Source organism: Pantoea sp. PNT03, from assembly GCF_014852515.1.
Classification (GTDB): domain Bacteria; phylum Pseudomonadota; class Gammaproteobacteria; order Enterobacterales; family Enterobacteriaceae; genus Pantoea; species Pantoea leporis.
The window spans coordinates 272,927-291,946 of the sequence record NZ_JACVBT010000001.1; the positions used below are offsets into that span (position 1 = coordinate 272,927).

The following is a 19,020-nucleotide window of genomic DNA, read 5'->3' on the forward strand; positions in this document are numbered from 1 at the left end:
ACACAGGCCAGCCATAGAGCTGGCTTTTTTTATGGAAAAAATATGGCTACGCAACCTACTAACAATGCTGTACCTAGTGAATCACCTCGCGATCTTAAATTTAATGCTGGAAAAATTGACGAATTTGTCACCTCTTTAACACAAAAATATCAGGATCGGTTTGGAAACAATCATTACACGATTGAAGGGCTACGCTGGCTCGCGCAGCAGGCTATATCACAATACGGGTATATCACTGTTGATTCCTTTCTCGCTGGGGCGAACATCACCCTTCCTAATCAGGTTTTGAGAGACTCATCAACAGGTGAATATTACCGCTGGGATGGTGTTCTTCCTAAGGCTGTACCAGCAAACTCAACACCTCAAAGTGCGGGTGGTATTGGCAAAGGAGCCTGGTTATCTGTAGGCGATGCATCTTTGCGTTCAAATCTCAACAGCTCAATGAGCGGCATGGGTGACGCTCTAATCGCTGTTAAGCAGGAGTTAGCGGGGTCGATAATTAGGAATCAGCATGAAAAAAACGCAGAGATAATATCAGTAAAAGATTTTGGAGCTAAACTGGATGGAATTGCTGATGATACCTCCTCATTCCAGGCGGCAGCAGCTACAGGTAAGCCAATATATGTACCTCACACTATTACTGCCATTAAGCTATCAACTTATGTTGATGGTTTCTTCTATGCATATAGGAAAATTGTATTTACAGGTGGTGGGTACGCGAAAATCACTGTGCTCGAGAAGCAAAATCTCGTCGGCCAGTTTAATAACATCATTTCAAAACTAGATCGTCTCGGTAATGTAAATATAACCTGCTTCGGTGACAGCACAACAGAAGGACATGGCTCCACCGGATGGACAGTGAGACCTAGTGGATCACAGTCTGGTTACAAACCACCAAACTCATTCCCGGCTAAGCTCCAGACAATTCTGCGCGACATGTACTCCAGTACCAGCATTACGGTTAATAACGCCGGCTATGGCGGACAATCAATCATCGATGACTGGGCTTACAATAACTATAAGTCGGCAGTAACGGATTTATTTGGTGTTCCTGACGCAGTTATTGTTACGTTTGGGCTGAATGATATTCAGAAATCCTACTTCACCTATACGTTATTTAAGCAAAAACTGTTTGAGCTGGTTTGGTTGATCCTCAAGGATGGCACGCTGCCAATTATTCAGTCATCAAACCCGGTGGCACTCACCAATCCGTCCAACATCAATAACAAGAACCTTGCATCCGATGTATGGACAGCTCAGAAAGAAGTGGCCGACTTCTTCGGCATTCCCTTTATCGATCAGCAGGAAGAGCAGAAGAAGTGGCTTACCCGAAACAACGACCAATTGGGCGACTGGCTGAACCTGCAGCCCGACATGATCCACTACGGTGATATCGGCTATTGCTTCATGGCATCTGTAACGGCGAGAGCGCTGGCGCCATTTGTGGTTACAGTCAATGGACACACAAAAATTCCAGCCTGGTCAGGTAAAGTCGTTTCCCGAACTGGTAATGCTCTTCCGCTCTTTACGGGAAGCAATAACGCTGTAGGCGGCAATCTTCTCTGGCAAACGGGCGATGCGAACTCAGGCGATAAACTGACAGAAATATGGGTTTGGAATGATGAGCCTATGTCTACCCTTCGTTATATGTCGGTTGGTAATGACGGGAATACATCAACTGCTATCGCGAATCACCCTTCTGTAAACCTGACGGCCATCTCTTACAATTATGCAGCGCTGATTGATGCCAAAGTCGCTGGCGCGGGAATGCCTACCGGAGCAGATAAGAACCCATCAGAGTGCGCTCAGCTGATGGGACAGATGCCATATGGGCTAAACCGAATCTATTACCGCATAAACGCAGCAGTTGACGCTGACGGCTACTACATGGGGTATTTCTCGGTCACGCCGGGGGCGCAGTTTAGCATTCTCAAAAAGTCGCAGTTTGTTGTTCCTGGCTCCATCGCCAATATGACCGTTCTTGATGTGCCCTTCGATCCGTTTAACGATACAAGGGTGGGGTTTGGTGTGGATGGAAACGTCACAAACATCACCCTTTCAGGCACATGGCCGATAGAGACAGGCGTCATTCTTTGCGAGAGTAATGCGTTCTATTACAACACGTCGCCGATTGCCACCTCTAACGGCTCAAAGGCTGATGGATACAAGGCGGGAATCCTTCTTTTCAGGAACACAGCCAACAAGTTGTCTATCTGGGATATCTACTGGAAGAACCGCACAGGAGAGGTTTATCTGGGATCTAGTTCCATAACTGCGGGTGCGGTGTTTACAGCTGATGGATACAGCGCGGTGGTTGGGCTTTACAAAAATGCTTCAGGTTTCAACATCGACGTAAAGCTTAACGGCCCTGACACCACGCTTTTAAGGACGGTTCCATTTGGCACCTTCGTGGGGAGTTCTGGCGGTCACTGCGGATCAATCGTTAACGGAACCGGGAGGGCGGCTGCCGTGATGCTGAGTCATACGATCGGATTTATATAATAGATATTGAAGCTTACTCAATATGTCCATTTTAAATCAACGCTATAGATAATTATAAAAATGGGCCGTAACCGGCCCATCTCTACTTTGTATATTTAACTCTTAATCCCATGAAAGGTTTTTCAATCATATAAAATGTGAAGAATGATACCGCTATTATAACTGGTATTCTTATCATAGACTCTTCTAAGGAAGAAGAGACCGTCTCAGGGCTTCCCCATCCCATAATTTTATTGAACATACCCCCTACAGGAAGATGCAATAGATACATAGAGAAACTTGTCATTCCAAGATAAGAAAGAACAGAGTTTATTGGCTTTATATCGGGCAGTGATGCATTTAGGTAGCAAACCGCTATAGCACCCCAACAAATTGCCTCAACAGTAAATGACCAAGTGCTATAGCCAACGGTTGTTTTGTTAAAGGTGAAAAGGTATGTCAGAGCAGCAATAGATGAAATTGCTACTGGTATCAGGAGCGACCATTTTGAAAGGAATCTAAGATACCCTTTCTGATACGCAAAGCCGAAGAGTATCCCAATTGAAAACTGGTCAAGTCGACCTACCATCGTGTGATACATGTTGTAGTATATTTCCCCACCTTTTAAGGTGGCAACATTAAAGCGAGTGGCGACCATCAATACCACAAGGCCTAAAAGATATTTGGGGCCATAACGGTGCAAAAATAAAGCTATAAATGGAAATATTAAGTAAAATTGAAACTCAACTGCGATTGTCCAAATTGGTCCAGAGGGGAAGAATTCATGACCCCACCCAGTGTAAGTGTTTCCAGTATTTAGCTGCAGGGTTATAATTCGCAATATGTCCATTGGGGATGATTGCTGTCTGCTGCAACAAATAACAATGAATACAAGGAAAATCATTAATGGGAATATTCTAAGTATTCTGTTATATAAATACCCGCCATATTTTATTTGCTTCTCACCACTATTTGAAATCAGGCAGAAAAGAAACCCGGTAAGCACGAGAAAAAAAGAAACGCCGCTCGATCCGTTTTCCATCCAAAGCCTTATCATGGCATTGGCTGAATATGAACCATCCCAATTTATATTACCTCTGAAGTGATGAATCATCAGCATGACAGCAGCAAAAAATCTAAGATGGTCAATCCTATCCATGTAACTGATATTTAGTGATTTCAATTTCCAGTCCTAAAAGGTAAAAAGGTGGGCTTGATGATTAGCCATCAATGCTTACGCAAAATTTACTCATGCTTATCAAAGCATTGTTGATCCCTTTGCGGAATGATGGAAGAGATCTCACAAGAAATTCTGTAAGAAATATCTTAGCTGGTGAGTTGCACTATTTTTTTTCAGGCAGCGCGGAAGAGTCGACACGTTTTTTACTACGAAGCCAATGAATCTCGCTCCAGGCCCACAGCCCTAGCCCTATGATTTCTATATAGAAAAACCTTTTATCAGGCCATTCATAGGATTTAAGGACAAGGATGCAAAAGAGAAAAACAAGGCCAAAAAGGCGAGTGAAGAAAACCATTAACACACCTGCATGCTGTCAGTCATTATGCTTACAATAATCTCACACAATGCTTACGTCATCCATAAATGCAACCATGAAATCGGTTTGCGTATATTTCAGGCAACTTCCTGCATAAAAAAGCCCCGGCGACGGGGCAGGAGTGTACCGCGCCGATCTGAGCAGGCTACGGGGTGGGTGACTTGAGGTTAGCCCCCAGCCACATAAGTAGCCAAGCGGCGGGCATAAAAAAGCCCGGACGAATATCCGGGCGGCTACAATAGTGAGCCTATCATCTCAAAGTAACTTTCAGTCTTGGTGAAAGACGAGCTTAAACCTATCTTATGTAAGAATAGAATGCAAAAAAGCCCGCACGAAGGCGGGCAAAAAATCGAACAAATGAAGTTTTTCTCGTAGGCAACACGTTTGCTGTGTGCTTCCCACAGATATAATAGCAACTCTTTTAGGATATATCGTATATCCATAGATAATAAGAATTATATGGCAGGATTGATGATTTTAATTGATTCGCGCGTGCGTTAAAATCCGGCGCGGTGGCCGGGCGTGAATTTAAGCCTGAGGCTGGCCAACCGGTCCCTTTCCTAACGGGCCACCTGGTACTGACTCACCACTTGGCGCGTGCGGTCTTCCGTCCGGGCCTACAGCAGGGCTTTCATGCTGGCAACCAGCTAATGTCATTAGACTTGTAATTATGATCATCCCACCTAATAAGCTCTTCATCATTTCCTTTCCCCGTTAAGGCAACGATATGTTGCTAATTAAGCGTAGATTTCTAATCGCTTAAGTCAAAACGCCACCAGTTAAAAAACTAAATTTCTTTACCCACCAATGGCTTTACAAATTCCTCAAGTGCAGCGACTTGATCGATCCCACCGATCGATATTACTGTATTTATATACAGTATCTATCAGGGAGGGAGATGACCATGCCCCGCGACTACGAAATAAAAGACGCCTTCAGGTTCGCAATCAAACGCGATGCCGCTGGACGCTACACCGTAAGCACACTCGACTTTGTCAGTGAACTTGAGCGCCTGAACTGGCATTACACGCCACGGCAAGCGAATAACTGGATCGAGGCTCACAAGTCAGTATTCCGGGATATCTCAACATCGGAAGGTGATGAGCGCGTGTTTCAGGTATTCAATCCAAACGGATGAACTCCCATCACGCCTGAACATAACCCATTTAATTCCTGATGATCATCGATTGAGATAACAGCTATGAAGTTTTACAAACCAGCGGAAATCCGCGCCATATTAGAGTTGCCATTATTTATCGAACGTGTGCCGTGTGGGTTCCCGTCCCCGGCCCAGGACTACGTCGAACAGCGCATTGATTTGAACAGCCTGCTTGTCAGCCATCCCAGTTCAACCTATTTCATCAGGGTAAGCGGCGACTCAATGATTGATGGCGGGATAAGCGACGGTGATATGTTGGTTGTAGATAGCTCGATTAAAGCTGAGCATGGCGACATTATTGTCGCTGCAATATCCGGTGAATTCACCGTAAAGCTGCTGATGACCAAGCCTTTCCTTCACCTGAAGCCGATGAACGCAGCACACGCCATTATTCCTGTTACCGACCCGGATCAGTTTGAAATTTTCGGGGTGGTTAAGCATTCGATAAAATCGATGAGCCGGTAATGTTCGCCCTGGTGGATGTTAATAATTTCTATTGCGGATGTGAGACGGTATTTCGTCCCGATCTTCGTGGAAAACCGGTGCTGGTTCTGAGCAATAACGATGGCTGCGTAATTGCCCGCAACGCCGAAGTGAAGGAGCTGAAAATCCCGATGGGTGCGCCTTACTTCAAGCTAAAGGACGAAATCCGGCGGCACAAGATTACCGTGTTTAGCTCCAACTACCCGCTATACGCAGACTTTAGTAATCGAGTGATGACAACGCTGGAGAAAATGGTGCCATCCGTGGAGGTTTACTCAATCGATGAAGCCTTCCTGGACCTGACAGGTTTGAGAAACTGTTGGGTTCTGGAAGATTTCGGGCGGGAAATTCGTGAACGAATCAAGCGCGACACACATCTGACCGTGGGCGTCGGTATCGCGCAAACCAAAACGTTGGCGAAGCTCGCAAACTATGCTGCCAAAAAATGGAAGCAGACAGGCGGAGTAGTTGACCTGTCGAACATTGAGCGACAGAGAAAGTTAATGGCTCTGGTACCGGTGGAAGAAGTATGGGGCGTCGGTAGGCGCATTAGTAAGAAGCTGAACGCAATGGGCATCATCACCGCCAAAGACCTGTCAGAGCAGAGCACATACATCATCCGCAAGCACTTTAACGTGGTGCTGGAACGAACGGTGCGCGAGTTGCGCGGCGAGCCCTGTCTCGAGCTGGAAGAGTTCGCGCCTACGAAGCAGCAGATTGTCTGCTCCCGTTCATTTGGCTCACGCATCACCGAGTACATGGATATGCGCCAGGCGGTTTGCTCGTATGCAGAACGCGCTGCCGAGAAGCTAAGGCGCGAGCGCCAGTATTGCCGACAGGTAGCGGTGTTCGTCCGTACCAGCCCGCACGCTGAAGGCGAGGTGTTTTACGGCAATCAGGCAATGGGCAGGCTGCTAACGCCATCAAACGACACGCGCGACATTATCCGGGTTGCCATGCAGGGGCTAGACCACATATGGCGCGACGGGTGCCGGTATATGAAAGCAGGCGTGATGCTGGGCGACTTCTACAGTCAGGGTGTGTCTCAGCTCAATCTCTTTGACGAATTCAAGCCACAGGCCAACAGCGAATCGCTGATGCGTGTCGTTGACGGTCTCAACCAGAGCGGGAAGGGGAAATTATGGTTTGCAGGACAGGGTATCCAGAAATCCTGGGAGATGAAGCGAGAAATGTTGTCGCCGGCATACACAACCAGACTGTCGGACCTGCCAGTGGCGAAGTAACGTTTCTGCTTCAGCCGCTGCAGCACATCCTGTCTACCCGAGAGACTTCCAGCATGGTGGAGCTGAACGGCCGCAGGTGCATAATCGATAAGCAGCGTTACCCGGTAAACGGCGACACAGTGCTGATTGATATGTCAGGGATGTATGAGTGGGCGATGATCATGATTCATCCGCGGCGGCTCATTACCGACGATGGCGCATTCCTGATGGATGACCTGCTGGAAGACATCGCGGTGGTGGGAGTGGTGACGCACGAAATCACGACCATGCATGAGGATGACAGACCGACGATTTGAGGGGGCATTACGCCCCATTTCCTTCCAGATAATCCGCCCACCACTGCATCATCTCCCTGCGTTTTTCCAGGTACTGCGCGTGGTTATAGATGCCTCGGATGTTATTGCGATCGACGTGAGCAAGCTGGCGCTCTATCGCATCATGCGGCCAGCCGTGCTCGTTCAGAATCGTGCTGAACTGGTGCCGGAAACCATGCCCACTGGCAAGCCCCTCATAGCCAATCTGGCGAATTACCAGCAGCACGGCCGCGTCACTGATTGATTTTGATTTGTCATTGCGACCGGGGAATACGAATGCCGAGGTGGAGGTGATTGGGTGCAGGAACTTCAGCAACGCCTTTACCTGACGTGACATCGGAACGACGTGCTGCTTGCGATTTTTCATCACATCCGCGGCGATCGTAATCAGGTCGTTTTCGAAATCGACGTCTGTCCATTGCATACTACGCATCTCTTTAGTGCGCAGGGCGGTGTACTGAAGTATTTGGGTAGCAACGCGGGAAATGACGCTTCCTGAATAAGTGGCGAGCGCTGCGTTAAACGCTGGTATCTGGTCGGCCGGCAGGAACGGGTAGTTCTGCTTTCGGTAGCCTTTCATTGCATCAGCAAGGTCTGGCGCCGGATTATATTTGCAACGTCCGGTAACGACTGCATAGCGAAACACTTCACCGCAGCGGCGCCGCGCTTTGTTGGCTCGCTCCATCGCGCCCCGATCCTCAAACCTGCGCAACACCTTCAGCAGAGCCATCGGCTCAATGTCATCCATCTGCAACTTGCCAATATAAGGAAGGATGTCGTCATCAAACATGCGCCTGAGTTCACTGGCGTACTTCTCAGACCAAACCTGTTTCTTATGCTTGTACCACTCCTCGAAAATTGAACCAAACGAGTCCGGTTCTTTTCCCTTCTGTTTTTTCTTCACGGCCGGATTAAGGCCAATAGCCAAATCGCGTTTCAGCTCAAATGCCATGCTCCTGGCATCCGCCGGGCCAATCTCCGGATATTTCCCGATCGTGTGCACCTTCTCTTTTCCGTCGAACTGGTAGCGCACCTGCCAGACCTTCTTTCCTGATGCCGGCACATAGAGGAATAGTCCGTTTCCATCTGCAACCCTGTAAGGCTTCTCTTTGGGTTTTGCAGCGTCAATCTGCTTGATCGTGAGCATTGGGTAAAATCCGGGTGGGTAAAATTGATTTACCCAGAATTTACCCAGCCAATAGTCTGGCTGTCAACGAACTATGGCGAACGATTGCGAACGGTAATTTGGGTGAGTGCTTGGTGCAATGGGGTTTTAGCGAACGGAGAAGGATGGGTGCGAACTGCTATATGGTGTCCCCTGCAGGAATCGAACCTGCAACTAGCCCTTAGGAGGGGCTCGTTATATCCATTTAACTAAGGAGACGCCGGGCGCGCAGTATAGCGCACCGCGAACCTGATTTTAACTATGCAGCGGTTGTTTGCTCAATCTATCAGCAATTTAAGACCAGGCTTACGCCTGTTTTTGCTTCTCTTTCCGCTTCTGTTCCGCACGCGCTTTGGCTTTCGCCGCTTCACTCATATCGTTACGAATCTGCGCATGGCTGATCAACGCAAATATCAGCGTACCGCCAGTGATATTGCCAAGCAGCGTAGGCAAGGCAAATGGCCAGAAGAATTCGTACCACGGCAGCGTGCCCGCAAACACCAGATACAGCACCTCGACTGAACCGACCACGATATGCGCTAAATCACCTAACGCCACCAGCCAGGTCATCATCACAATCACTACAATCTTTGCGCCACCCGCATACGGGAACATCCATACCATGGTGGCGATAATCCAGCCTGATATCACCGCATTAGCGAACATTTCGCTTGGTGAGTTCACCATCACTTTTTCACTGATGGCGGTAAAGGCCTGACGCGTCGCATCGTCGAATATTGGCATATGATTAAAGGCCAGCGCCCCCAATGCGGTGCCAATCAGATTGCCGAGCAGCACCACGCACCAGAGCCGTAACAGCAGCGCAAAGTTGCTGCCGGTCGGTTTGTGCATCACCGGCAAAACGGCGGTAACGGTATTCTCGGTAAACAGTTGCTGGCGCGCCATAATCACGATGACAAAGCCAAAGGTATAACCCAAATTTTCCAGTAAAAATGCGCCCGGCACGCCTTTAAGATGGACCTGAAAAATGCCTTTCGCCATCAGCGAAGCGCTCATTGACAGTCCCGCCGCAACCGCGGACCAGAGCAGCGCCATGCCGTCACGCTCGAGCTCTTTTTCCCCATCCTGGCGTATCTCTTCATGAATCGCCGCAGCCTGCGAGGGCAGGGCATCTTCATCGACTTCTATCTCCTTACCTTGCTCCTTCTCATCACTCTCTACATCGTTGTCACTGTTTGAAATCGATGGTGATTGTTTCATGTTTTCCTCAGGTGATAATGCCATTGCGTCATAAGCGTAGCTGGTTTTTACAAGTTCGATTTGTTACGAAGATTCAAATTAAGAGTAACGAAATTTTAACCGAGTTGGATTTTTGAGCAATTTGTTGATCTGGGGCGCACGAATACCCCATTTGGGGTAAGTGGGAGCCAGCTCACAGACTTCGGCCCACAGATTCAATGTGGTATTATCCCCGCCTCATTCATTGCCGCGATTCTCCCTTCTATGCTCGAAGTCATTAATCTCTCATGCGTTCGTGATGAGCGAACCTTGTTTCATGGGTTGAGCTTCCGCGTGCAACCGGGTGACATTGTGCAAATTGAAGGGCCAAACGGAGCCGGGAAAACTTCGCTGTTGCGCCTGCTGGCCGGATTAAGCCGGGCGGAAGAGGGCGACGTAACGTGGCAGTCACAGCCCCTTCGTCAACAGCGCGAAGTATGGCAACAAAATCTGCTCTATCTTGGCCATCATCCCGGCGTGAAATCGGTACTCTCACCGCTAGAGAATCTGCATTTCTGGCACGGTAGCAGCAATGAAGACGCGATTTTTGCCGCGCTTGAGCAGGTCGATCTGCTGGGCTTTGAAGAGGTGCCGGTGGCACAACTCTCCGCCGGACAGCAGCGGCGCGTGGCATTAGCACGCTTATGGCTCAGTCCGGCGTCGATGTGGATCCTCGATGAACCCTTAACCGCCATCGATAAAGGCGGTGTGGAAAAATTAATGGCGCGATTCGTCAGCCATGCCGATAACGGCGGAGCGGTGATTCTGACCACGCATCAGGATCTGCCCGATCACAGCGCGCGCGTGCGTAAAATTCGTCTTACTTCGGAGTGGGCTTGATGTTAGGCCGGGTCATTCAGCGTGAATTAAAAATCGCTTTTCGTAGCGGCGGGGAAGTGATCAATCCGCTGTGGTTTTTCCTGATTGTTATCACGCTGTTTCCGTTAGGTATCGGACCGGAGCCACAGCAGCTGGCGCGCATTGCGCCGGGCGTGGCGTGGGTTGCCGCGTTACTCGCCTCATTGCTGGCGTTGGAACGGCTGTTTCGTGACGATTTTCTTGATGGTTCGCTTGAGCAACTACTTCTGTTGCCGACGCCGCTGCCGATCACGGTGCTGGGCAAAGTGATTGCGCACTGGCTGATTACCGGGCTACCGCTGATTTTATTGTCGCCGCTGGCGGCATTGTTGCTGTCGCTGGATTTTGCCGGCTGGCGCGCGATGGCATTGACGTTATTACTTGGCACGCCAACGCTGAGTTTTCTCGGCGCGATTGGGACCGGATTAACCGTTGGGTTGCGGCGCGGCGGCGTATTACTGAGTTTGCTGGTATTGCCGTTGTCGATACCGGTTTTGATATTTGCCAGCGCGGCGATTGATGCCGCCGGAATGGGATTGCCGATCGGGGGTTATCTGGCGATTCTTGGCGCGATGCTGGCGGTAAGCGCAACGCTGTCGCCGTTCGCGACGGCAGCGGCCTTGCGTATCAGTCTGCATTAATTCGTGCCGCCCCAGAGCGGTCGAAACCTGAATTCTCTTTATTGTGAGCTATGCAAAATGTGGAAATGGTTACACCAGTGGGCAAAGCCTGAGCGGCTTTACCAGCTATGCGGTCGCTTGATTCCGTGGTTCGCGGTGCTGGGTGTTGGCACGCTGTTACTCGGTTGGGTCTGGGGATTCGGCTTTGCACCGGCGGATTATCAGCAGGGCAACAGCTTCCGGATTATGTACATTCACGTGCCTGCAGCGATGTGGTCGATGGGCGTGTATGCATCAATGGCTATTGCGGCATTTATCGGCCTGGTGTGGCAGATGAAGATGGCCGATCTGGTCTCAGCGGCGATGGCGCCGATTGGCGCGGTGTTCACCTTTATCGCGCTGATTACCGGCTCCGCCTGGGGTAAACCGATGTGGGGAACCTGGTGGATCTGGGATGCACGCCTGACATCTGAGCTGGTGCTGCTGTTCCTCTATATGGGCGTTATCGCGCTGTATCACTCCTTTGAAGACCGCCGCACCGCCGGGCGCGCCGCCGGCATTTTGATTCTGGTTGGCGTGGTTAATCTGCCGATCATTCACTTCTCGGTGCAATGGTGGAACACGCTGCATCAGGGCTCATCAGGCATTCTGCAGCAGGCTATCGATCCAAGCATGCGCACACCGCTGCGCTGGTCCATTCTCGGTTACCTGCTGGTGTTTGGTGCGCTGACCTTAATGCGCCTGCGCAATTTGATTCTATTCACCGAGCGTCATCGTCCGTGGGCGATTGATGTGGCGCAGGGAGGAAGCAAATCATGACGCCAGCCTTTGCATCGTGGAGCGATTTCTTCGCCATGGGCGGCTATGCCTTTTACGTCTGGCTCGCCGTTATCCTCACATTGATCCCGTTATTCGGTCTGGTGCTGCACACCGTGCTGTTCCGCCGCCGTTTGCTGACGGAAATTCGCCAGCGTCAGTCCAGGGAGCGCCGCATTCGCGCGGCTAAATCGAAAAAAGCTGCCAGTGGAGCAGCGGGAGAATCCGTGTGAATATCCGTCGTCGTAATCGCCTCTATGTGGCGATCGCGGTGTTGATCGGGCTTGGCCTGGCGACCGCGCTGGTGATGTACGCGCTGCGTTCCAACATCGACCTTTTTTATACCCCGAGTGAAATTATCAACGGCAAAGGTGAAGATCATCAGAAGCCTGAGCCGGGCCAGCGCTTGCGCATTGGCGGCATGGTGATGCCGGGCAGCGTAAAGCGCGATCCGAAAACGCTCGCCGTCTCTTTCAAACTGTATGACGCCAACGGCGTGGTCAGTGTGACCTATGAAGGCATTCTGCCGGACCTGTTCCGTGAAGGGCAAGGCGTGGTAGCGCAAGGCGTGCTGGAAGAGGGCAATCTGGTGAACGCCAAAGAAGTGCTGGCGAAACACGATGAAAAATATACGCCTCCCGAAATTGAAGATGCCATGAAGAAGAATCACACAGGACCTGCAGCAGCGTATCAGCAGTCGGGTGCGCAATCATGATGCCGGAAATTGGTAGCTTTCTGCTGTGTCTGGCGCTGGCTTTAGCGCTCCTGTTGAGCGTCTATCCGTTGTGGGGCGCTGCGCGGCAGGATGCGCGTTTGATGGCCATGGCGCGCCCATTAACCTGGGGCATGTTTATCTGTGTCGCCGCCTCTTTTGTGGTGTTGGTGCACGCCTTTGTGGTGAATGACTTTACCGTTGGCTATGTCGCCACCAACTCCAACACCTTGCTGCCGGTCTATTATCGCATCGCGGCAACCTGGGGGGCGCACGAAGGTTCACTGCTGTTGTGGGTGCTGCTGCTCAGCACCTGGACGCTGGCGGTGGCGATCTTCAGTCGCGGGATGCCGCAGGATGCGCTAGCACGCGTGCTGGCGGTGATGGGCATGATTAATCTCGGCTTCCTGCTGTTTATCATTCTCACCTCGAATCCATTTACCCGCACCTTGCCAAACTTCCCGATTGACGGGCGAGATCTCAACCCAATGCTGCAGGATATCGGGCTGATCTTCCATCCGCCGCTGCTGTACATGGGTTACGTCGGCTTCTCGGTGGCCTTTGCGTTTGCTATTGCCTCGCTGATGGCCGGACGTCTGGATACCGCATGGGCGCGCTGGTCACGTCCGTGGACTACCGCCGCGTGGGTCTTCCTGACAATCGGCATCGTGCTCGGTTCGGCGTGGGCTTATTACGAACTCGGCTGGGGCGGCTGGTGGTTCTGGGATCCGGTCGAAAACGCCTCCTTTATGCCGTGGCTGGCTGGTACCGCGCTGATGCACTCGCTGGCGGTAACGGAAAAGCGCGGCAGCTTCAAGTCCTGGACGGTGTTACTGGCGATTACCGCGTTCTCGTTAAGCCTGCTTGGCACTTTCCTCGTGCGCTCCGGCGTGCTGGTTTCCGTGCACTCGTTCGCCTCCGATCCGGCGCGCGGCATGTTTATTCTCGCCTTCCTGGTGATTGTGATTGGCAGCTCGCTGCTGCTGTACGCGCTGAAAGGTGGTCAGGTGCGCAGCCGCGTACAGAGCGAAGCCTGGTCACGCGAATCCTTCCTGCTGGGTAATAACGTGCTGCTGATCGCCGCGATGCTGGTGGTGTTACTCGGTACGCTGCTGCCGCTGGTGCATAAACAGCTCGGTCTCGGCAGCATCTCGGTGGGCGAGCCGTTCTTCAACACCATGTTTACCTGGCTGATGGCACCGTTCGCGCTGATGCTCGGTATCGGTCCGCTGGTGCGCTGGCGTCGTGACCAACCACAGAAACTGTGGAAACGCCTTGGCGTGGGCCTGTTAGTGACGCTGATTCTGTCGATCGCCCTGCCGTGGCTGCTGCAGGATCGCATTGAGGCGATGACAGTTATCGGCCTGCTGATGTCGATCTGGGTGATCATGCTGACGTTGATGGAACTGCACGAGCGCGCCACCCATCGCCACTCTTTCTTCAAAGGTTTACGACATCTGTCGCGCAGCCATTGGGGCATGGTGCTAGGGCATTTAGGCGTGGCGGTGACCGTGGTCGGTATCGCCTTTAGCACCCAGTACAGCGTTGAGCGTGATGTGCGCATGAAGGCGGGCGATACCGTTGATATCCACAATTATCACTTTACCTTCCACGGCGTGCGCAACCTGCAAGGGCCGAACTACAGCGGCGGCGTGGCGGTGATTGAAGTGACGCGCAACGGCAAGCTGGAGGCGGTGATGCAGGCGGAAAAACGCTTCTATGCAGCCGCGCGCACCATGATGACCGAAGCGGCGATCAGCGGCGGTTTCACCCGCGATCTGTATGCGGCGCTGGGCGAAGAGCTGGATGACGGTTCGTGGGCGGTGCGGATTTACTACAAACCGTTTGTGCGCTGGATCTGGTACGGCGGCGTGTTTATGGCGGTGGGCGGCTTGTTCTGCCTGTTCGATCCGCGCTATCGCTCACGCAAAAAAGAGCAGCGCGAGGAGCTGGCATGAACAAAAAAATCCTGTTTATCCCGTTAGTTCTATTTTTGCTGCTGGCCGCGGCGCTGCTGTGGCAGCTGTCGCGCAACGCCAACGGCGATGATCCAACGCGTCTCGAATCAGCGTTGATCGGCAAACCGGTACCCGTATTCAAACTGGAAGCGCTCGATCAACCCGGCAAAATCTACGATCAGCAGGTGCTGACCGACGGCAAACCGATTCTGCTCAACGTCTGGGCAACCTGGTGCCCAACCTGCCGCGCGGAGCATCAATACCTCAACACGCTGGCGGAAAAAGGCATTCGCGTGGTTGGCCTCAACTATAAAGACGATCGCACCAAAGCGGTGACCTGGCTGAACACGCTGGGTAATCCTTATGCGCTCAGCCTGTATGACGGCAACGGGATGCTCGGTCTCGATCTCGGCGTTTACGGTGCACCGGAAACCTTCCTGATCGACGGCAAAGGGATCATTCGTTATCGCCACGCAGGCGACATGAACGATCGCGTCTGGCTCGAAGAAGTGAAACCGCTGTGGGACAAATACAACAAGGAGGCGGGCGTATGAAACGGCTGCTTCTACTGTTAGCGGGCATTCTGCTCAGCACCAGCCTGTGGGCGGCGATTAATACTTATCAGTTCGATTCGGTGCAGCAGGAAGAACAATACCGCGATCTCACCGCATCGCTGCGTTGCCCGAAATGCCAGAACAACAGCATTGCCGATTCCAATGCGATGATCGCGTCGGATATGCGTCTCAAAGTCTACGAGTTAATGAAGCAGGGCGAAAGCCGCCAGCAGATCATTGATTACATGGTGGCGCGTTACGGTAATTTCGTGACGTATGAGCCGCCGGTAACGCCTTCCACGCTGATTTTGTGGGTGGGGCCAGCGCTGTTTGTGGTGCTGGGCGCGCTGATCATTATTCTGCGTAATCGTCGCGGCAAAGCGCGTAGCGAACTCGACGACAGTGAACAACAGCGCCTTGCGGCGTTACTCAAGCGTGACGGGAAGCCGTAATGACTGGATTCTGGATTACCCTGATTATTTTACTGCTGGCGGCTATCGCGCTGTTTCTGCTTGCTGGCTGGCGTCAGCGCGAGGCCAGCAGTGGCGATCGCGATCGTCTCAACACCGATTTCTATCAGCAACGCCTGCGCGAGCTGGAGCGTGATGAAGAAGAGGGCGTGGTGGCTGAGCGCCCGGAAATGGTGCGCGAACTGCAACAAACACTATTAACTGATGTGCCGCAGCAGGATGCCGCGACCATTCATCGCAGCAGCCGCTGGGTGTTGCTGCCGGGCGTGATTGTGCTGCTGGTGGTGTCGGTTGGCATGTATCTGAAAACCGGCGGACTCACGCAGCAAACCGCGTTTGTCAGCGTACAGCAGGAGTATCCTGCGTTACGCGCGCGCGTGATGGATCCTAAAGCTCAGCCGCTAACTATGGAAGAGCTGGCGCGTCTGCATCTGGGTCTGCGCAGCTCGCTGCAGAACGACGCAACGAACCTCAACGATTGGGCGATGCTGGGCCGCTTAGGGATGGTGCTGAATAATGCCACCGATGCCAGCCAGGCATTTGAACATGCGCTACAGCTGGCGCCAGACAATATCGAACTGCAGCAGGATTATGCCGAAGTGCTGACGCGCTCCAGCGATCCGCAGGATAACCGTCAGGCCAACGTGTTGCTGAAAGCGCTGCTTAAACGCGATCACAGCGATGTGCGCACGCTGAGTCTGCTGGCGTTTAACGCCTTTGAACAGCAGCAGTACAACGAGGCGATTGGTGCATGGCAGGTGATGCTGAAACTGTTACCGGCAGGCGATCGTCGCATCACCATGATCGAGCGCAGCATTGAACAAGCGAAAACTGACGCGGGACAGCAAAATAGCAGCCTGGCATTAACGGTGAGTTTGACGCCGCCGGCAGAAAAAATGTTACCGCAAGGCGGAGTGTTGTATATTTCTGTGTCTGACGGTGTTTCACCGGTGCCTGTGGCTGTGAAGCGTTTACCGCTGAGCCACTTTCCGTTATCGCTCACGCTCGATGACAGCAATGCCATGATGCCCGATCGCCTGCTTTCGGCACAGCATCAGGTACAAGTCAGGGTGCGCATTTCGCGCGATGGCAGTGCCAATCCACAGTCTGGCGACTGGTTGGGTTTAAGCGCGGTCACACCCTGGGATGGTCATCAGCAACTGGCTGTGGAAATTAATCAACAGCAGCCCTGAAGCGATACCTTACTGATCCGCACAGGGAGAGAAGAATGAATAACCGCCTGACCGGTTTGGCGCTAGCCAGTTTACTGCTGGTGGGTTGTGCCAGCTCAAAACCGGCTGAAAATACGGAACCTGCGCAGCGCAGCGATCCGCTGGAAGGCTTTAACCGCACGATGTTTAACTTCAACTACAACGTGCTGGATCCGTATGTTCTGCGTCCGGTGGCAGTCGCCTGGCGCGATTATGTGCCGGTGCCGGCACGTAGCGGCATCAGTAATGTGTTATCCAACGTTGAAGAGCCCGCCAGCATGGTCAACGCCATTCTGGTGGGTGAACCGCGCCAGGCAGGCATCCACTTCACCCGCTTCTTCCTGAACACCGTGTTAGGGCTGGGTGGCTTTATCGACGTGGCGGGCAAAGCCAATCCGGCGCTGGCGCGTGAAGTGCCGCATCGCTTTGGTAGCACGCTGGGACGTTATGGCGTCGGTTACGGCCCGTATGTTGAATTGCCGGCCTACGGTAGTTTCACCATCCGTGAAGATGGCGGTGACTTCGTTGATACGCTCTATCCGGTCTTAAGCTGGTTGAGCTGGCCGATCTCGGTAGGTAAATGGACGCTGGAAGGGATTGAAACCCGTGCGCAGTTGCTGGATTCGGACGCCATTTTGCGTCAGCAGCAAGATCCGTACGCCTTTATTCGTAATGCCTACTTCCAGCGACATGACTTTATTGCCAACGGCGGTAAGCTGAAGCCGGAAGATAATCCGAACGCCAGTGCGATTCAGGACGATCTGAAAGATATTGATTCTGAATAAAACAAAAAGGCGACTCAATGAGTCGCCTTTTTTTATCAAGCTACGTATCAGAACTTGTAGTTAAAGTTCGCGCCGTACAGCCAGGCTTTACCTTCAGAGTTAAAGGTATACGGGCCTTCTTTCACGGTGACTTTCTGACCGTGCATGTAAGAAATACCCAGGTCGACAGAAGCATCTTCATTGAAGGCGTAAGACGCACCGGCACTCAGCCACAGACGATCCTGATCCGGAATAGAGATAGAACGCTTGTCGGCTGGAACCGGGCTGTCATCAAAGGCGATACCGGTACGGAAGGTCCAATTATCGTCGTAGAAGTAAGTGGTACCCAACGCGATACGGTAGGCATCGTGGAAACTTTCATCCTTATAGAACAGCGTCTGGCCATTGCTGCCGGTGGCTTTCAACTCCTGGAATTGACTCCAACTGGTATAAGTCAGGCTATAGTGAACCGCCCATTGCGGCGCCACTTTATGCCAGCCTGACACTTCCCACATCTCTGGCAGATTCAAAGTCAGAGAACCCGGAATCGTGGTGCCGCTGGTGCCGTAAGGCAGGCCTAAAGCCAGTGCCTGCGGTGTACCGTTAAAGGCGGTGGGGATGTTGCTCTTGTAGTCACCATCAAAGTCGACTTTTACTTCTGAGCGGTAGGTAAAGCCAAAGCGGTTATTTTTATCCACTTCGTACAGGATGCCGGCGTTCCAGCCGTAGCCCCATTCATCACCTTTTAAATGCGCAATCTGGGTATCGGCTGGCAATCCTGCCACGGCACCTGCTTCACCGGCATAACGCTCAATTTTCGCTTTTGCGTAGACCGCATCAAAGCCGATACCGAAGCTGAAATTCTCATTCAGTCGATAAGCGGTGCTGATATTAAAATTACCGGTCATCAGGTCGGTTTTGCCGCCATAACCACCTGCGGTATAGCCGTCATTAAATTCGGTTGCTAAACCATAGTTTGAGGTCGCAGATGCACCAATCCACCACTGATCGTTAATTGGGTGCACATAGTGAAGATTAGGGATCCACTGATTTGGGGCGATATTTTTGGCATCGAGGCTGCGACCTGTCGGGCTCTGACCGCTAATATCCACTTCGGGATCAATATAAACCGCGCCGATAGAGAAAGAAGGGCGATCCATTAATGCCATGGTTGCCGGGTTACGGCTGGCAGAGGCGGCGGTATCACCCATCGCACCTTCGCCGGAATATGCACGACCTAAACCAATTGCTGAGAATTCATTCAGTTGAAAGCCCGCGGCGTAAACATGAGAACAGACGAGCGTTACTGCAGCTGCCACAGCTGACTTTGCAAACAGGTTTTTATGGTTCATGACCACAACCTCATCTAGATTTATTATTTAACGTTGTTACGTCGCGTAACAAAGAGCGGCGAAT

19 protein-coding genes and 1 tRNA gene are annotated in these 19,020 nt (G+C 51.9%); 15 read left to right on the forward strand and 5 right to left on the reverse strand.

The window, feature by feature from the left end; genetic code table 11:
- Window positions 1-42 precede the first annotated feature (42 nt).
- Window positions 43-2,502: a GDSL-type esterase/lipase family protein gene (locus IB226_RS01435; protein WP_192233212.1), complete on the forward strand. Its 2,460-nt coding sequence runs from the start codon at window positions 43-45 to the stop codon at window positions 2,500-2,502.
- A gap of 82 nt (window positions 2,503-2,584) precedes the next feature.
- On the opposite strand, the gene IB226_RS01440 is transcribed toward IB226_RS01435, so the two are convergent.
- Window positions 2,585-3,664, reverse strand: a complete 1,080-nt coding sequence (locus IB226_RS01440) for an acyltransferase (RefSeq protein WP_225608138.1) — start codon at window positions 3,662-3,664, stop codon at window positions 2,585-2,587.
- Between the two features lie 1,277 nt (window positions 3,665-4,941).
- On the opposite strand from IB226_RS01440, the gene IB226_RS01445 reads away from it, so the two are divergent.
- The 4 genes from IB226_RS01445 to IB226_RS01460 all read left to right on the forward strand — a co-directional run bounded on the left by IB226_RS01445 (window position 4,942) and on the right by IB226_RS01460 (window position 7,219).
- Window positions 4,942-5,175: a DNA polymerase V gene (locus IB226_RS01445; RefSeq protein ID WP_192234490.1), complete on the forward strand. Its 234-nt coding sequence runs from the start codon at window positions 4,942-4,944 to the stop codon at window positions 5,173-5,175.
- Window positions 5,176-5,238: 63 nt separating this feature from the next.
- Window positions 5,239-5,661, forward strand: coding sequence for a translesion error-prone DNA polymerase V autoproteolytic subunit (gene umuD / locus IB226_RS01450; RefSeq protein WP_192233214.1), 423 nt, complete (start codon window positions 5,239-5,241; stop codon window positions 5,659-5,661).
- Window positions 5,661-6,923, forward strand: coding sequence for a translesion error-prone DNA polymerase V subunit UmuC (gene umuC, locus IB226_RS01455; protein ID WP_192233223.1), 1,263 nt, complete (start codon window positions 5,661-5,663; stop codon window positions 6,921-6,923). The genes umuD and umuC overlap by 1 nt, the downstream gene beginning before the upstream one ends.
- Before the next feature lie 53 nt (window positions 6,924-6,976).
- On the forward strand, window positions 6,977-7,219 hold the full coding sequence (locus IB226_RS01460; protein WP_192233225.1) for a hypothetical protein: 243 nt from the start codon (window positions 6,977-6,979) through the stop codon (window positions 7,217-7,219).
- Between the two features lie 7 nt (window positions 7,220-7,226).
- On the opposite strand, the gene IB226_RS01465 is transcribed toward IB226_RS01460, so the two are convergent.
- The 3 genes from IB226_RS01465 to IB226_RS01475 form a co-directional block, all read right to left on the reverse strand.
- Window positions 7,227-8,384, reverse strand: a complete 1,158-nt coding sequence (locus IB226_RS01465) for a tyrosine-type recombinase/integrase (RefSeq protein ID WP_192233227.1) — start codon at window positions 8,382-8,384, stop codon at window positions 7,227-7,229.
- 162 nt (window positions 8,385-8,546) lie between these two features.
- Window positions 8,547-8,621: transfer RNA gene (locus IB226_RS01470), tRNA-Arg, on the reverse strand.
- Window positions 8,622-8,708: 87 nt separating this feature from the next.
- Window positions 8,709-9,623, reverse strand: a complete 915-nt coding sequence (locus IB226_RS01475; RefSeq protein WP_137386225.1) for a formate/nitrite transporter family protein — start codon at window positions 9,621-9,623, stop codon at window positions 8,709-8,711.
- A 243-nt stretch (window positions 9,624-9,866) separates the two neighbouring features.
- Between IB226_RS01475 and ccmA the strand changes: the two genes are divergently transcribed.
- From ccmA to mlaA, 10 genes are read left to right on the forward strand one after another with little or no spacing between them, the layout of a single operon-like run.
- Window positions 9,867-10,481 carry a cytochrome c biogenesis heme-transporting ATPase CcmA gene (ccmA, locus tag IB226_RS01480; RefSeq protein WP_192233229.1) on the forward strand — a complete coding sequence of 205 codons (615 nt, stop codon included), beginning with the start codon at window positions 9,867-9,869 and terminating at the stop codon, window positions 10,479-10,481.
- On the forward strand, window positions 10,481-11,140 hold the full coding sequence (gene ccmB / locus IB226_RS01485) for a heme exporter protein CcmB (RefSeq protein WP_101763610.1): 660 nt from the start codon (window positions 10,481-10,483) through the stop codon (window positions 11,138-11,140). The genes ccmA and ccmB overlap by 1 nt, the downstream gene beginning before the upstream one ends.
- 57 nt (window positions 11,141-11,197) lie before the next feature.
- Complete coding sequence (locus IB226_RS01490; protein ID WP_110866541.1) at window positions 11,198-11,938, forward strand: heme ABC transporter permease; 741 nt, start codon at window positions 11,198-11,200, stop codon at window positions 11,936-11,938.
- A complete protein-coding gene (gene ccmD, locus IB226_RS01495; RefSeq protein WP_192233231.1) occupies window positions 11,935-12,168 on the forward strand; it encodes a heme exporter protein CcmD in 234 nt (77 codons plus the stop codon). Before IB226_RS01490 ends, ccmD begins: the two co-directional genes overlap by 4 nt.
- Complete coding sequence (gene ccmE, locus IB226_RS01500) at window positions 12,165-12,650, forward strand: cytochrome c maturation protein CcmE (RefSeq protein ID WP_008101293.1); 486 nt, start codon at window positions 12,165-12,167, stop codon at window positions 12,648-12,650. The genes ccmD and ccmE overlap by 4 nt, the downstream gene beginning before the upstream one ends.
- Complete coding sequence (locus IB226_RS01505; protein ID WP_192233233.1) at window positions 12,647-14,605, forward strand: heme lyase CcmF/NrfE family subunit; 1,959 nt, start codon at window positions 12,647-12,649, stop codon at window positions 14,603-14,605. The genes ccmE and IB226_RS01505 overlap by 4 nt, the downstream gene beginning before the upstream one ends.
- Window positions 14,602-15,159, forward strand: coding sequence for a DsbE family thiol:disulfide interchange protein (locus IB226_RS01510; RefSeq protein WP_101763614.1), 558 nt, complete (start codon window positions 14,602-14,604; stop codon window positions 15,157-15,159). Before IB226_RS01505 ends, IB226_RS01510 begins: the two co-directional genes overlap by 4 nt.
- Complete coding sequence (locus tag IB226_RS01515) at window positions 15,156-15,611, forward strand: cytochrome c-type biogenesis protein (RefSeq protein ID WP_192233235.1); 456 nt, start codon at window positions 15,156-15,158, stop codon at window positions 15,609-15,611. The genes IB226_RS01510 and IB226_RS01515 overlap by 4 nt, the downstream gene beginning before the upstream one ends.
- On the forward strand, window positions 15,611-16,822 hold the full coding sequence (gene ccmI / locus IB226_RS01520) for a c-type cytochrome biogenesis protein CcmI (protein WP_192233237.1): 1,212 nt from the start codon (window positions 15,611-15,613) through the stop codon (window positions 16,820-16,822). The genes IB226_RS01515 and ccmI overlap by 1 nt, the downstream gene beginning before the upstream one ends.
- Before the next feature lie 35 nt (window positions 16,823-16,857).
- Window positions 16,858-17,625, forward strand: a complete 768-nt coding sequence (gene mlaA / locus IB226_RS01525) for a phospholipid-binding lipoprotein MlaA (RefSeq protein ID WP_101763617.1) — start codon at window positions 16,858-16,860, stop codon at window positions 17,623-17,625.
- A gap of 47 nt (window positions 17,626-17,672) precedes the next feature.
- Here mlaA and fadL read toward each other — a convergent pair whose 3' ends face one another.
- Entirely contained in the window at window positions 17,673-18,956 is a 1,284-nt protein-coding gene (fadL, locus tag IB226_RS01530) for a long-chain fatty acid transporter FadL (protein WP_101763618.1), read from the reverse strand.
- Between the last annotated feature and the right edge of the window lie 64 nt (window positions 18,957-19,020).

Bases quoted from the DNA above. Each gene is read 5' to 3' on its own strand.
- IB226_RS01435 (WP_192233212.1), top strand. From the start codon at position 43: ATGGCTACGCAACCTACTAACAATGCTGTACCTAGTGAATCACCTCGC.
- IB226_RS01445 (WP_192234490.1), top strand. From the start codon at position 4,942: ATGCCCCGCGACTACGAAATAAAAGACGCCTTCAGGTTCGCAATCAAA.
- umuD (WP_192233214.1), top strand. From the start codon at position 5,239: ATGAAGTTTTACAAACCAGCGGAAATCCGCGCCATATTAGAGTTGCCA.
- umuC (WP_192233223.1), top strand. From the start codon at position 5,661: ATGTTCGCCCTGGTGGATGTTAATAATTTCTATTGCGGATGTGAGACG.
- IB226_RS01460 (WP_192233225.1), top strand. From the start codon at position 6,977: ATGGTGGAGCTGAACGGCCGCAGGTGCATAATCGATAAGCAGCGTTAC.
- IB226_RS01465 (WP_192233227.1), bottom strand. From the start codon at position 8,384: ATGCTCACGATCAAGCAGATTGACGCTGCAAAACCCAAAGAGAAGCCT.
- IB226_RS01475 (WP_137386225.1), bottom strand. From the start codon at position 9,623: ATGAAACAATCACCATCGATTTCAAACAGTGACAACGATGTAGAGAGT.
- ccmA (WP_192233229.1), top strand. From the start codon at position 9,867: ATGCTCGAAGTCATTAATCTCTCATGCGTTCGTGATGAGCGAACCTTG.
- ccmB (WP_101763610.1), top strand. From the start codon at position 10,481: ATGTTAGGCCGGGTCATTCAGCGTGAATTAAAAATCGCTTTTCGTAGC.
- IB226_RS01490 (WP_110866541.1), top strand. From the start codon at position 11,198: ATGTGGAAATGGTTACACCAGTGGGCAAAGCCTGAGCGGCTTTACCAG.
- ccmD (WP_192233231.1), top strand. From the start codon at position 11,935: ATGACGCCAGCCTTTGCATCGTGGAGCGATTTCTTCGCCATGGGCGGC.
- IB226_RS01505 (WP_192233233.1), top strand. From the start codon at position 12,647: ATGATGCCGGAAATTGGTAGCTTTCTGCTGTGTCTGGCGCTGGCTTTA.
- IB226_RS01510 (WP_101763614.1), top strand. From the start codon at position 14,602: ATGAACAAAAAAATCCTGTTTATCCCGTTAGTTCTATTTTTGCTGCTG.
- IB226_RS01515 (WP_192233235.1), top strand. From the start codon at position 15,156: ATGAAACGGCTGCTTCTACTGTTAGCGGGCATTCTGCTCAGCACCAGC.
- ccmI (WP_192233237.1), top strand. From the start codon at position 15,611: ATGACTGGATTCTGGATTACCCTGATTATTTTACTGCTGGCGGCTATC.
- mlaA (WP_101763617.1), top strand. From the start codon at position 16,858: ATGAATAACCGCCTGACCGGTTTGGCGCTAGCCAGTTTACTGCTGGTG.
- fadL (WP_101763618.1), bottom strand. From the start codon at position 18,956: ATGAACCATAAAAACCTGTTTGCAAAGTCAGCTGTGGCAGCTGCAGTA.